General features: G+C 47.0%; 13 protein-coding genes. 8 read left to right on the top strand and 5 right to left on the bottom strand.

Annotated features, from left to right (window positions below; all coding sequences use genetic code 11):
* The first annotated feature begins 1 nt into the window (after position 1).
* Positions 2-724, top strand: coding sequence for a hypothetical protein (locus Q0785_RS03645; RefSeq protein ID WP_298825595.1), 723 nt, complete (start codon positions 2-4; stop codon positions 722-724).
* A gap of 56 nt (positions 725-780) precedes the next feature.
* Here the strand turns inward: Q0785_RS03645 and Q0785_RS03640 are convergent, their stop codons facing one another.
* A complete protein-coding gene (locus Q0785_RS03640) occupies positions 781-912 on the bottom strand; it encodes a hypothetical protein (protein ID WP_298825592.1) in 132 nt (43 codons plus the stop codon).
* Between the two features lie 89 nt (positions 913-1,001).
* On the opposite strand from Q0785_RS03640, the gene Q0785_RS03635 reads away from it, so the two are divergent.
* The 4 genes from Q0785_RS03635 (at position 1,002) to Q0785_RS03620 (ending at position 5,639) form a co-directional block, all read left to right on the top strand.
* Positions 1,002-3,101 (top strand): MMPL family transporter, encoded by a 2,100-nt coding sequence (locus Q0785_RS03635; RefSeq protein ID WP_298825589.1) that lies wholly within the window; start codon positions 1,002-1,004, stop codon positions 3,099-3,101.
* A gap of 75 nt (positions 3,102-3,176) precedes the next feature.
* Positions 3,177-3,848, top strand: a complete 672-nt coding sequence (locus Q0785_RS03630; protein WP_298825586.1) for a response regulator transcription factor — start codon at positions 3,177-3,179, stop codon at positions 3,846-3,848.
* On the top strand, positions 3,845-5,224 hold the full coding sequence (locus tag Q0785_RS03625; RefSeq protein ID WP_298825583.1) for a HAMP domain-containing sensor histidine kinase: 1,380 nt from the start codon (positions 3,845-3,847) through the stop codon (positions 5,222-5,224). Before Q0785_RS03630 ends, Q0785_RS03625 begins: the two co-directional genes overlap by 4 nt.
* Positions 5,225-5,249: 25 nt before the next feature.
* Positions 5,250-5,639, top strand: coding sequence for a hypothetical protein (locus Q0785_RS03620; protein ID WP_223635531.1), 390 nt, complete (start codon positions 5,250-5,252; stop codon positions 5,637-5,639).
* Positions 5,640-5,731: 92 nt separating this feature from the next.
* On the opposite strand, the gene Q0785_RS03615 is transcribed toward Q0785_RS03620, so the two are convergent.
* A complete protein-coding gene (locus tag Q0785_RS03615; RefSeq protein ID WP_298825573.1) occupies positions 5,732-6,154 on the bottom strand; it encodes an SgcJ/EcaC family oxidoreductase in 423 nt (140 codons plus the stop codon).
* A 256-nt stretch (positions 6,155-6,410) separates the two neighbouring features.
* On the opposite strand from Q0785_RS03615, the gene Q0785_RS03610 reads away from it, so the two are divergent.
* Positions 6,411-7,193: a glucose 1-dehydrogenase gene (locus tag Q0785_RS03610; RefSeq protein WP_298825571.1), complete on the top strand. Its 783-nt coding sequence runs from the start codon at positions 6,411-6,413 to the stop codon at positions 7,191-7,193.
* Positions 7,194-7,348: 155 nt separating this feature from the next.
* Here the strand turns inward: Q0785_RS03610 and Q0785_RS03605 are convergent, their stop codons facing one another.
* The 3 genes from Q0785_RS03605 to Q0785_RS03595 form a co-directional block, all read right to left on the bottom strand.
* Positions 7,349-8,245: a helix-turn-helix domain-containing protein gene (locus Q0785_RS03605; protein ID WP_298825569.1), complete on the bottom strand. Its 897-nt coding sequence runs from the start codon at positions 8,243-8,245 to the stop codon at positions 7,349-7,351.
* 66 nt (positions 8,246-8,311) lie between these two features.
* Positions 8,312-9,364, bottom strand: coding sequence for an aldose epimerase family protein (locus Q0785_RS03600; RefSeq protein ID WP_298825567.1), 1,053 nt, complete (start codon positions 9,362-9,364; stop codon positions 8,312-8,314).
* Positions 9,365-9,430: 66 nt separating this feature from the next.
* Positions 9,431-10,573, bottom strand: coding sequence for an ROK family transcriptional regulator (locus Q0785_RS03595; RefSeq protein ID WP_298825565.1), 1,143 nt, complete (start codon positions 10,571-10,573; stop codon positions 9,431-9,433).
* 124 nt (positions 10,574-10,697) lie between these two features.
* Here Q0785_RS03595 and Q0785_RS03590 point away from each other — a divergent pair, with 124 nt between their 5' ends.
* Positions 10,698-11,876: a galactokinase gene (locus Q0785_RS03590; RefSeq protein WP_298825563.1), complete on the top strand. Its 1,179-nt coding sequence runs from the start codon at positions 10,698-10,700 to the stop codon at positions 11,874-11,876.
* Positions 11,877-11,878: 2 nt separating this feature from the next.
* The gene (galE, locus tag Q0785_RS03585) at positions 11,879-12,874 is read left to right on the top strand and encodes a UDP-glucose 4-epimerase GalE (protein WP_298825561.1); all 996 of its coding nucleotides are present in this window, start codon (positions 11,879-11,881) and stop codon (positions 12,872-12,874) included.
* The last annotated feature ends 2 nt before the right edge of the window (positions 12,875-12,876 follow it).

Genomic DNA, 12,876 nt, shown 5'->3' with positions numbered 1-12,876 from the left:
GATGAAACAAGTAAAACTTTATCCCAAAGTTGCTTTCGACCTCTTTTATGAACAGTTTAAATGGGCTATATGGTTTTTTGCGTTTTTGATAGCTGCACATATCATCGGCATATTCATCGTGGTTAGAAACGACGCCAGCATTCCACAGTTTTTCGTCTTCTCCAGTCAGTCTGTTGCCATTTTCATGCTGATTTGTGGAATCATGTTAGCCTATGCCTTCATGGCTTATTATGTCCAGCAGGGCATCACCCGAAAAGATTTGTATTTAGGAACAATCCTGTCTGCTTTGGCATTAGCACTCGCTGTCACTTTGATTCCACTTGCCGTCAACGGCTTAGAGCACCTGATTTCCGGCTTTGCAGCTCTTCCCATCGATTCGGAAGCGGCCACCTTACTTGGAACGGCATCTGAATGGTTTCCAGCTGCAGGTATTTTCTTTACAAACGCCTTCACTTATTACTTGATTGGTATGCTCATCGGTATCGGTTATTACCGCTTCGGCTGGATCATTGGTTTCGCTTTCGTCGGCATTGCGATTGCCGCCCTCAGCCTCAATGGCTACTTCCTGGGAGACAGCGGTTTAAGCGCCGCTATTCCATGGATTCCACATGATCCTGCGGACGCCAGCCCATTCCTGTCAATTGGTGGATCGCTGTTGCTGATTGCTGCGCTGCTTGCATCTACACGTGTGCTGACAAAACGCATTTCAATTAAAATACAATGAACAATAAAGACCTTGCCACTGCCCTCTGAGGGCATTCAGCAAGGTCTTTTCCTCTTTTATACAGGCTCGTTGTTATGGTTATTCTGATCATAAACTTCAATATCCTCGTATTCTTGTGTCCAGAATTCGCCATTCTTGATGCCCAGCTTTGCAATGGCTAAAATTCTCCACACTGACCCATTGTTCAAACCTCTGCCACCAAAAATTGATATTCAATTTATATTCACCCCTTATGATGAGTCAGAAATGTTTTTTGATAGAGAGGAGAAATAACGTAATGAACAAATTCCTGAACCCGATCACGGATTGGGTATCAACAAAAAAAGGCATGTGGATCACCATCATTGTCTGGCTTGTCCTGATGATTGCACTCAGCATGGGGCCAAGACTCAACGACTACAAAGTCGCTAATTTCCAATCACTGCCCGATGATGCACAATCGATCATCGCGGACCAGAAACTGAAGCAGTATTTCCCGAACGACCAAGGGACGCCTGGCATTCTCGTTTTCCATAACAGCGAAGGCGATGTCAATCCCGCAACTGTACAAGAAATTCTGACAGGCATTACAGAGGCAAACATTGAAGGCATCGACTCGATTGTCGACATCAGTCAATTGCCTCCTCCTGCTTTAGAAGGATTCTATTCTGAAGACAATACAACGATGATCATTCCGATGTCACTTGAAGCGGGGCTCGGCAGTGCCGACTTTGCGGAAATCAATGACGAAGCTTCTGAAATCGGCAGCGGCATCGCAGCTGATTCCGGTTCGATGGAATTCTACGTTACTGGGCCTGCCGGCATTGCAGGCGATACCGTGAAGTTGTTTGAAGAAGCGGATTTTGTCTTATTGATTGCAACTGTACTGATCATCCTTGTACTGTTGATCGTCATTTACCGCTCGCCACTTTTAGCAATCATCCCGCTTTTGGCGACAGTAATCGTCTATCAGGTGGTCAATCAGACACTTGCCTTTATGGGTTCTGGCGGATTGGAACTGACCAGCCAAACGACTTCGATCATGAGCATCCTGCTGTTTGCGGCTGTAATCGATTACTCGCTGTTCGTGTTCTCGCGCTTCCGCGAGGAATTGAACCATTATGAAAGCAAACACGAAGCCATGAAATACGCGATGCGGGCAACGGGTGAACCCGTGTTCTTCGCCGGCGGTACTGTTCTTGCAGCCATGCTGGTGCTGTTCTTTGCGGACTTCCGTGACTACGCAAACTTTGCGCCTATTTTTGGGACAGCTGTTTTCGTGATCATGATTGCTTCAATCACGCTGATTCCGGCTTTATTCACGTTATTCGGCCGTAAAGCATTTTGGCCGAAAGTGCCGAAATATGGTCAATCGTCAGAAGTGAATCATGGCATTTGGGGACCCGTTGCGAAATTCGTCGTCAACAAACCGTTGATTTCCGGCGGACTTGTCGCCGCTCTGATGATCATTTCGGCATTGAATATCGTGAATCTGGAGTTTGAATTCGATACAGTCAAATCATTCCCGGAAGATATGCCATCCCGTGTCGGCTATGAAATTGTTGAACAGAAATTCGACAAAGGCGAAATCGCGCCTTCCACCCTTCTGGTTGTTGGGGAGGAGCCGATTACAGAAGAAGCCGCAGCGATTCTTTCTGAAGAACTGACTGCCTATGATGAAATCGCCTCTGCTCGTTTATCCGGTCAAACGGACGATGGCGAAGCAGTGAAATACAATATTGCCTTATCAATGAATCCGTATTCGACAGAAGCACTGGATTTTATGGAACGGCTGCGGACCGACGGCAGCACTTTGCTGGACCAGGCTTCCATTGATGGCGAAACGCATTTCGGCGGCATAACACCGAAACTCGTCGATGAGCGGGACGTCAACAATAGCGATATCTACAAAATTGTCATACTTGAAACCTTGTTGATCCTGGTGTTGCTGTTCGTATTGACACGGTCATGGAAAATGCCGATCTATATGATGGCGACGATTTTACTTTCTTATCTGTCGGCGCTGGGACTGGGGATTTTCCTTGTTGACGTGCTGTTCGGCTATGAAGCCATCAGTACCCGCGTACCGGTGTATGCCTTCATCTTCCTGGTAGCGCTCGGAATCGACTATAACATCATCCTGGTTTCACGCTTTATCGAAGAACGGAAAGCACGGAAAGTCAAAGACGCGCTTGAAGTCGCGATCAGCCATACAGGCGGTGTCATTTCTTCTGCGGGCATCATTCTGGCAGCGACATTTGCGGCATTGACGACGATGCCGATTGCTGATTTATTCGTCTTCGGCTTTATGGTCTCGATCGGCATTCTGATCGATACCTTCCTTGTGCGTGGCATGCTGCTTCCTGCTTTGATATTGTTTTTTGAAAAAGACAAGTAAACCCTGCATAATATAAAGAGTTGAAAGCCCGGACTTCCTTATGCCGGGCTTTCTGATTGAATGGGAGGAATCCGCATGAAAATACTCGTCGTGGACGATGATATCTATATTCAGCAACTCGTGGCAATCCATCTCGGCAAGGAAGGCTATACCGTGTTCAAAGCAAACGATGCGGAACAGGCGTTGCTGCTGCTCGAGGACCAGCTCGTTGATTTGGCCATCGTGGATGTCATGATGCCCGGCATGGATGGTTTTCAACTGACCCGCATCCTGACGCAGGACTTGGATATTCCGGTGATTCTGCTGACTGCGAAAGGCCAGCTGGAGGACAAGGAAAAAGGCTTTCTTTCCGGTACTGAAGATTATATGGTCAAACCTTTTGAGCCAAAGGAATTGCTGTTTCGTGTTGCGGTGGTGCTCCGCCGATCCGAACGCTCTGTCCAGGAAAATTTGCAGGCCGGCAACCTGGTGATCAACCGTCGGAACTTCGAAGTGACCATCGGCAATGAAACCGTCATCTTGCCGCTGAAAGAATTCGAACTGTTGTCGCTGCTGGTGTCGCGTGTCAATCTGGCCACTCCCCGCGGACTGCTGATGGACTATGTCTGGGGCGAGGAACATGAAGGCAATGAAATGACATTGAACACCCACATCAACCGGATCCGCGACCGCCTGAAACGCTATGGTGCTGATGTTGAAATCCATACTTTGCGCGGCATCGGTTATAAGCTTGAGGCACCAAAATGAAAACCTTGTACCGGCAATTCACCGTGGCAACGCTGTTCATTCTGGCTATCAGCATCCTGATTGGTTTCACCATCGCCAATATCTTCTATGTAACCGTCACAAAAGAAGAAACCATCAGGCAGAACGTAGCCATTGCAGAAGAAATCGTCAGCACCGTTCAAAACGTCCCTTATTCCGATGAAAGCTTCACCGGCTATATGCAGGCCGTCGCGAAGCTCGGCTACCAGATTGCGCTCGTCGACAGTGCAGGAAACACACAGTTTTTCGGCGAACCGTTTGATGACACCACATTTCCGGAATCTGCCACACGGGTCTTGACGGAAAATGAAACCTATACCGGGCTGGACAATCTTACAGGTGAAATCTTCATGATCGGCCACTTCACCAATGAACTGCATAATACAGTCGGCGTTCCGTTTGAACAGGGCGGCGAACGGTACGGTCTGTTCATCCGTCCCGATACCAAGCTCGTGTCGACCGATATCCACTCTGTGCTGATCGGCTTTGTGGCAGCAATTGCGCTTGTCAGTATCATCGGTATGATCTTTATGGCGCGGCAATTGACGCGGCCGATTGTCCAGTTGACGGAAGCGACTAAACACATTGCGCGCGAAAACTACAGCTATCCGCTTGATATTCGGCGCAATGATGAAATCGGCCAGCTGTCCGAAAGCTTCAACTTGATGCAGACACAGCTCCAGCATAACGATCTGGCGCGCAAATCCTTCATCAGCAATGTATCACACGATTTCCAGTCGCCGCTGATGAACATCCAAGGGTATGCAGACTTGTTGAAGTCGCCGAACCTTGCCGAGGAAGACCGCTTGGCATATACGGCCATCATCGATGAGGAAGCGAAGCGGCTGTCCAGTCTGACACGCCAATTGCTGCTGTTGACATCGCTCGACCAAGGCGCTTATCCGATGAAAGTGATAGAATTCCAGTTGGATGAGCAATTGAGAAGTGCTGTCCGGAAATACCGCTGGCGCCTCGAGGAAGAGGACATCAATTTGTCTTACCAACTCGCACCCACCCGGTTCGACGGCGATGCCGAGCTGCTCGACAATGTCTGGGATAACCTGCTGACCAATGCCATCAAGTACAATAAACCCGGCGGCAGCATAGAAATCACTTTGCAGTCGGACGAAACCGGCATCACCGTGGCATTCAACGACAGCGGTCTGGGCATTCCAAAAGATGCTTTACCGCAATTGTTCGACCGTTTCTACCGCGTCGATGCAGCACGCAAAAAAGACAGCACCGGGCTCGGCCTGTCCATCGTCCACCAAATCGTCAGCTTGCATCACGGCACCATCCGAGTCAATAGCAAAGAAGATGAGGGCAGTGAATTTATCCTGCACTTCCCTCATCCCTAAACAATAATAAGTTGGAGGTCTACTCATGGAAAAAACTTGGAGTCTTCGTTTAATACGCTTTTCAGCCATTTTCGGCTTATTCGGTACATTTCTTGGTTCACAGATGGCCGGAGAAATGGATTACAGCCTGCGTCCGATCCACGCCCATATCCTGCTCGTCGGCTGGCTATCGGTCTTTGCCTGGGGAATTTTCTACCGGGTCTATACGATCAAATACAAAAAGCTTGTGGCTATCCACAGTGTACTTGGAATGGTCGGTGCCTTTACACTGACCGGCGGCATGTGGCTGTATAACTTGAACCCGTTCAATTGGAACGAAACCTTGGTCATGATCTTGTTCATCGTGGGCGGCAGCTTATTGCTGCTGGCATTCCTGCTGTTTTTGATCATTACATTCTTGACCGAAAAAGAATAGCAACAGAAAATCCACTGGAGCAACGCGTTGCTCCAGTGGATTTTTTTGGTTCATCTGGTTCTTACGTGATTGCGGACTAAGACTTTACTTCATTAGTCAAAAATCGCCTTGCCATCCTCCATGCCGATCGGCAGTGAAGAATGTTCGTGGGTAATACGCCAAGAACCTTCTGTTTTTTCCAGCACAAAAGTGAAACGGTTCTTCATCTTTCTCAATTCCTTTCCGGTCTTGTCAAAAGCCGTGAAACTGACGGATCCATGAACATGAGCAAGGTCTTCACTTTCTTTTAACGACTCGTCATATAGTTCTGCCTGAAGCAGCACGCCTTCTTCCACCAACCCGCCAAACCATTCATCCACGACATTCTTCCACTGCTCAATGCCGTTGAATTGCCATTCCTGCCAGCAATCGAAAATATGAACGTCCGACGCATACCCTGAGAGAAATTTCTCTACATCCTTTTCGTAAACGGCATCCCTGTAGTTGTTGAGCACGTCCCGCACCTCAGTGAACATATGATTCCCCCTTAAGTTTGTTCCTATTGGGTATCTTTCGCCAAGACTTACCTGGTATCCTGCTTTTCTAAATCTTCTTCTTTATTTTTTGGAAGGAAGTCAGGATACACGCCTATAGTATTAGCATTTACCTTTTGTACTAATTTTCCAACTCTCATCACTCCTCTATTTCTGGTGCAGTCCTTATAGATTAAACCCATCTCACCCGGGTATACAATCAGTGAAACCATCCATAACAAAAAAGGAGAGATTATTCATGATCAGCTATACAGACAAAGTGGTCATCATTACAGGCGGCGGCTCTGGCCTTGGACGTGCAGCGGCACTTTCCATCGCTGAACTGGGCGGCAAACTGGTGCTTGTCGATATGAATAAAGACTCGCTCGAGGAAACTAAAAAACAAATCCTCGAAGCCGCTCCAGAAGCTGAAATAGAGCTTATTGAAGCCAACGTGACGAATGAAGAAGACGTCAGAAATTATGTCCAGATCACCATGGACACATTCGGCCGAATCGATGGTTTCTTCAATAACGCCGGCATTGAAGGCAAACAGAACCTGACAGAAGAATACGGTTCTGATGAATTTGAAAAAGTAGTCAGCGTCAATTTAAACGGCGTTTTCTACGGGATGAAGTATGTCCTGAAAGTCATGAAACAACAAGGCTACGGTTCAATCGTCAACACCGCATCCGTCGGCGGTATCCGCGGTGTCGGCAACCAGTCCGGCTACGCAGCCAGCAAACATGGTGTTGTCGGCCTGACACGCAACTCCGCCATTGAATACGGCGAATTCGGTGTCAGCATCAATGCCATTGCACCGGGTGCCATCATGACACCGATGGTCGAAGGTTCTTTAAAACAAATGGCAGGCGATGACTGGGAAGCAGCCGGCAAGGAATTCGTCAGCGTCAATCCGATGAAACGCTTCGGCAAGCCGGAAGAAGTCGGCAACCTTGTTGCGTTCCTGCTGTCGGATGCAGCTAAATTCATCAACGCTTCCGTGATTCCGATCGACGGTGGACAATCCTATAAATATTGATCGTCAGACTTTGAACTGCACCACTGTTTTTCCAACACAGCGCTGCAGTTTTTCTATGCCTGAATCCGCAACAAAAAAGCTGTTAAAAGTGGCGAACACCTTTTAACAGCTTCATCAATTTTCCTGTGATCTGGTTTTTGCCATTAATCAATAGATTAAACTGGCGGTTTCACAAGCAACGAAAGATAGACGGCCATCGCATTGTGGAATTTCCGGATATCGATTCCTGTATTTTCTGCAAAACGATCTAATCGATACTGGAGGCTATTGCGATGAAGGTGGAGTGCTTTCGCTGTCTCCGAAATGTTCAAATTGCATTGCGTAAACACTTCTATCATTCTCAACGTTTCCTTGTCATCAGCATAATCCTGGAGGACCATTTCACGAATCCCCTGGTACTGGTCTTTTCCGGTTTGGTCGATCAGCAAGTATGGCACTGCATCGCTGAAATTCGCCACGGTCTTATTGGAATAGGCAAAAACCGATTTTGCTGCGGCTATCATAAATGAATGATAACGAGCGGCATGTCCCATCTCTTTTCTGAAAGGCCCTACAAGAAAATGGATCTTTATGTAAAGATCACTCATCAGGATATCGATAATTTCTTCATACCGAATAATGTCTTTCTCTAAAGTCGTATATTCTATCAGAACACCTTCATGTCCATTTTCCCATAGAATCGGAACTTCCCCCGGAAATAATTCATGTATCGCGTCTTTGAATAAGCCGGGACTGATCTGATTTTTTTTGATCGAAAAGTAGACAAAGCGGTAAGGGCTGATTGCTTCCATACTTTCCATTTCGGCAGGACCATCTGCGTCAATCGCCCTTCTCCATTTCTGTTCTTCTCTGGTCAAAACAGGAAATTCGATATGATAGGGAGTCAAGAAAGCAGTCAAAACAGCCTCTTCTTTCTGTTTCAATTGGCTTTTATGGATGCCGATGATTTCATTGTTCTGTGTCATGAACCATTTATAGCTGAAGTCCTGGTCATGGACACCCTCCTCATAAATGATCAATGAAGAATATATTTTTTTCAGATGATCGATCATAAAAACACTTCTTTCTCCAAAAAGATTCACTGCCCAATGTTCCATAAATAATTGATCGAATCGCCTTTACACTAGAACAAAAGTATACGTCGTTTCAGACTTAAATTCCTCTTCAGCACTCAAGATTGAAGATGGGAAATGCGGGTGGCGCACGGAATCCGGCGGGCTCTGTGTTTCAAGGCATAACCCCAAGTAGTTTTGCGCTTCTACCCCTCTAATGGAATAAGGACCGCCTACTCCGTTTCCTGTGTATAATACCACTGCAGGTTCCGTTGTTTCGACACGCAGCTTCCGCCCACTTTCCTCATCCGTTAATTCGATGCTTGGCTGTTCACTTGTATTCAACAAAAACGGATGATCGTAGCCATTGCCAGCCAGCTTTGTCTGTGGATGTTCAGTAGCCGAAGCTTCTCTTATGTTTCGCCCGCTGCGAAAATCGAAAAGCGGATCCTCTTCAACTGAAACCAGCTTCCCGGTCGGCAGCAATTCCTCATCCAACTCCAAGTATTCATCGCTTTTCATCGTCAATCCGTGATCCAATATTGTCCGTTTGAAATTTCCGCTTAAATTGAAATAAGAATGGTTGGTCACATTCAGCAAAGTGGTCTGATCCGATTTGCCGGAATAGGAAATGACAAGTTGGTTGCTGTCATTCTTGAGAATGTAGCGGACAGTCATGGATAGATTCCCTGGGAAGCCTTCCTCCCCATCAGGGCTTGCATACGTAAATTCGACTATTGCTTCATCTTCGCTTTCGATCACTTTCGAATCCCAAAGTACCGAGTGAAAACCTTTGGGACCTCCATGCAGATTATGGCCATTGGAGTTTTTAGCCAGTTGATAGTCGGTTCCTTCAATTGTAAATGCACCTTCTTTTATCCGTCCGGCAAAACGTCCGACCACTGCTCCGAAAAAATGCGGATTGTTTTCATATTCTTCAAACGTTTCAAAACCGAGGACAATATTCTCCATTTCCACGTTGCGGTCCGGGGCAATCATTTCGGTGATGATACAGCCGTAATCCATGCAGGATAGTTGAAAACCTTGGTCATTCTTCAATGTATACAATTTGACTGGCTGATTATTTTTATATCCGAATACCTTTTTAGTCACGTTCATTTTTTCTTCATCCTTTCAGTCTCTAACTTTATTTCAGTTCATATCAAAACCTTTAAGCTCTTTTCTTTATTCAAAAACATCCACCAACAAAAGTGTGACGGCACCGATCAGCGTTGCGTCGTCTCCCAGCTTGGAGACTTCCACCTTCGTCCGGCTTGCTGCAGGGGTCAGCGCGGAGGCTTCGATTGTTTCACGGATGGCGGGCAAAATGAACCTTTCCGCTTTCGAAACCCCGCCTCCGAGTATGATTTTTTCCGGATTCACAATGTGAATCAGGTTTGTCAGGCCGACGCCCATCGCTCTTCCAGCCTCTATTAATATCGCTGCAAATTCATCATTACCGCCTATGGCCCCTTCGAATATCTTTTCTGCCGTCAGTGGAGTTTCAACAGAGTTGTCAGCCACTTTTCTTGCAATGGCTGGACCAGTGACAAAGGTCTGCAGGCACCCCCGGTTCCCGCATTCGCATATCTCCCCATGCAAATCGATTGTCATGTGGCCGATTTCCCCCGCGATGTCAGAAGAACCGTGATAGAGTTTTCCGTCGATGATAAGACCAGCGCCTACACCACTCCCTACATTCACCGCCAGCATGCTTTCCACTTCTCCATGGTTGCCGAACCAGTATTCGCCCAATGCCATCGCCCGTGCATCATTCTCCACTTTCACTTCCAGACCAAATGCCTTCTCCAGCTCTTCTTTGATCGGGATATTGCTGAGGCCTAGGTTAGGCGCATACAAAGAAGTACCGGCAGCAACATCCACCACACCATGCATGGCAACCCCGATGCCGATGACCGGATCTTTTGTTTCAAGAACTTCTTCAATACAATCCTTTAGTACGTCAATAAATTCCTGGCCAGCAATCGGCAGCTGCAATTTGGTTTCCGACCTTTTCAGCACCTTTCCGGCAAGGTCCGCTACAATGCATTCGATGCTTTCGGGTCCCGCATCCACGCCAATAATGGAGAACGCCTGATTGTTGATGACCAGCATCGTCGGTTTCCGGCCGCCCTGCGACTGTCCGAAATCACTTTCTTCGACTATTTTCTGTTCGATCAATTCTTTGACGCTGCTGCTGACAGTCGGCGGCGTCAAACTTGTCTCCCGTGCAATCTGCGCTCTCGATATCGGTCCTTCTTTTCTTATTTTATTGAGGATAGTCGATTTATTCACCGATTTCATCCATTGAAAGCTGCCTTGACGCATATGAACTCCTCCATTTTTATACTCCTGCTGCTTAATAAACTATTCACTCTATTATTGAATAGTTTAACAAAAACCTCTATACTTATGTTAATTAAATTAATTTACAAAGTATCGGAGGAATAAGATGAAACAGACCGAACTGTCCCAAGCTTTCAAGGATTTCTTTCAGAACGATGAAAACCCGCGGTTCTTTTTTGCCCCTGGACGCATTAACCTGATTGGTGAACATACGGATTACAATGGCGGCCATGTGTTTCCTGCCGCTATTTCCTTTGGCACGTATGCTGCGGCCCGTAAGCGTCCGGATCAGAAACTGCGCTTCTACTCCATGAACTTTCAGGAAAAAGGGATAATCGAATGCGAGCTTGCCGACTTGTCCTTCAGCTCGGAACATGACTGGGCAAACTTTCCAAAAGGCATGATCCATCATTTTGTCAAAAACGGATTTTCAATCTCTCATGGAATGGATATCCTGTTCTACGGAAATATTCCGAACGGAGCCGGTCTATCTTCTTCTGCCTCCATCGAAATGGTTACAGGCGTCGTTCTTGAAAGCCTGTTCGATTTGGAAATCGATCGCCTGCGTATGATTCAGCTGGGACAAGATGTTGAAAATCAATACATCGGCGTCAACAGCGGCATCATGGATCAATTTGCTATCGGCAAAGGCAAAAAAGATTTTGCGATTTTACTTGATTGCCAAACCTTGGCGTATAGCTACGCGCCTGTCGAATTAGTGGATCATGAAATCGTCATCATCAACTCTAACAAACAGCGGACATTGGCGGGTTCAAAATACAATGAGCGCCGCGCTCAATGTGAAGAAGCACTTTCGGACTTACGGAACGAGCTGCATGTCAACAGCCTTGGCGAACTGACAGGTGAAAATTTCGAGCAGTTTAAACACTTGATCAAAAATGACACAAATCGCAAACGGGCCAAGCATGCCGTCTATGAAAACGAACGGACATTGCTGGCGCTCAAAGAACTCGAACAAGGCAATATTGAAGCGTTTGGCCAATTGATGAATGCATCCCACATTTCTCTCCGTGACGATTACGCAGTGACTGGCGCAGAGCTCGACCACATTGCGGCAATGGCTTGGAGGCATCCAGGTGTCGTCGGCGCCCGGATGACCGGTGCCGGGTTCGGCGGATGCGCCATCGCGATTGTCCACCGGGCGCAAATTGAAAGTTTCAAAGAAAACCTGATCGACAGCTATACCAAAGAATTTGGTTTCTCCCCTTCTTTTTATGAAGCCAAAATTTCGGATGGCGCCAAAGAACTAACAGAGGAGTTTTGACCATGAGTGTCTTAGTGTTGGGTGGAGCTGGCTATATTGGATCACACGCTGTTCATCAATTGATTGATCAGGGAGCAGACGTCTTTGTTGTCGATAATTTGGAGACTGGGCATAGGAAAGCCGTACACCCCCAAGCTGTTTTTTATGAAGGCGATATTCGGGATGCTGATTTTCTGAACTCGGTATTCGAAAAGGAATCGATTGACGAAGTGCTTCATTTTGCGGCCAACTCACTGGTTGGGGAATCGATGGAAAATCCTCTTAAATATTTCGATAATAATGTATACGGCACCCAAGTCTTGTTGAAGGCCATGGTTGATCATGATGTAAAAAAAATCGTCTTTTCTTCTACCGCGGCAACGTATGGCGAACCGGAATCCGTTCCGATTACCGAAACAATGCCAACCAACCCGGCGAGCACTTATGGGGAAACTAAGCTGACCATGGAAAAGCTGATGAAGTGGACAGGATTCGCCCATGGCTTAAAATTCGTTTCCTTGCGCTATTTTAATGTTGCCGGGGCAAGGGAAACGGCAGAGATCGGCGAAGATCACCAACCCGAATCCCATCTCGTGCCTCTCATCCTGCAGACGGCACTTGGACAGCGGAAGGAAATCACCGTGTTCGGCGATGATTACGACACACCAGATGGAACGTGCATCCGTGACTATGTCCATGTCGAAGACCTGATACGTGCACACCTCCTGGCATTGGATTATTTGAGAAGAGACGGCGAAAGCGAGGTCTTCAACCTCGGAAGCAGCCAAGGGTTCTCCGTAACTGAAATGATTTCTGCTGCCCGCTCTGTATCCGGAAAAGAAATACCGGTAAAAGTGGGCCCACGCAGAGCAGGCGATCCGAGTACTTTAATCGCCAGCTCGGATAAAGCAAGACAAGTACTGGGCTGGGTCCCCACCTATACTTCTATTGAAAAAATTATCGAAGATGCATGGAACTGGCATTCTTCGCATCCTAACGGCTACGAAAAGGACGTGTGAAA

It is taken from the genome of uncultured Planococcus sp. (assembly GCF_947501725.1).
Classification (GTDB): Bacteria; Bacillota; Bacilli; order Bacillales_A; family Planococcaceae; genus Planococcus; species Planococcus donghaensis_C.
The sequence above is the reverse complement of the archived record's forward strand: the minus strand, read 5'-3'. Positions and strand labels throughout refer to the sequence as shown.

Coding starts and splice junctions, on each gene's coding strand:
- galE (WP_298825561.1), top strand. CDS start 11,879: ATGAGTGTCTTAGTGTTGGGTGGAGCTGGCTATATTGGATCACACGCT.
- Q0785_RS03605 (WP_298825569.1), bottom strand. CDS start 8,245: ATGATCGATCATCTGAAAAAAATATATTCTTCATTGATCATTTATGAG.
- Q0785_RS03595 (WP_298825565.1), bottom strand. CDS start 10,573: ATGCGTCAAGGCAGCTTTCAATGGATGAAATCGGTGAATAAATCGACT.
- Q0785_RS03630 (WP_298825586.1), top strand. CDS start 3,177: ATGAAAATACTCGTCGTGGACGATGATATCTATATTCAGCAACTCGTG.
- Q0785_RS03610 (WP_298825571.1), top strand. CDS start 6,411: ATGATCAGCTATACAGACAAAGTGGTCATCATTACAGGCGGCGGCTCT.
- Q0785_RS03600 (WP_298825567.1), bottom strand. CDS start 9,364: ATGAACGTGACTAAAAAGGTATTCGGATATAAAAATAATCAGCCAGTC.
- Q0785_RS03625 (WP_298825583.1), top strand. CDS start 3,845: ATGAAAACCTTGTACCGGCAATTCACCGTGGCAACGCTGTTCATTCTG.
- Q0785_RS03635 (WP_298825589.1), top strand. CDS start 1,002: ATGAACAAATTCCTGAACCCGATCACGGATTGGGTATCAACAAAAAAA.
- Q0785_RS03620 (WP_223635531.1), top strand. CDS start 5,250: ATGGAAAAAACTTGGAGTCTTCGTTTAATACGCTTTTCAGCCATTTTC.
- Q0785_RS03645 (WP_298825595.1), top strand. CDS start 2: ATGAAACAAGTAAAACTTTATCCCAAAGTTGCTTTCGACCTCTTTTAT.
- Q0785_RS03590 (WP_298825563.1), top strand. CDS start 10,698: ATGAAACAGACCGAACTGTCCCAAGCTTTCAAGGATTTCTTTCAGAAC.
- Q0785_RS03615 (WP_298825573.1), bottom strand. CDS start 6,154: ATGTTCACTGAGGTGCGGGACGTGCTCAACAACTACAGGGATGCCGTT.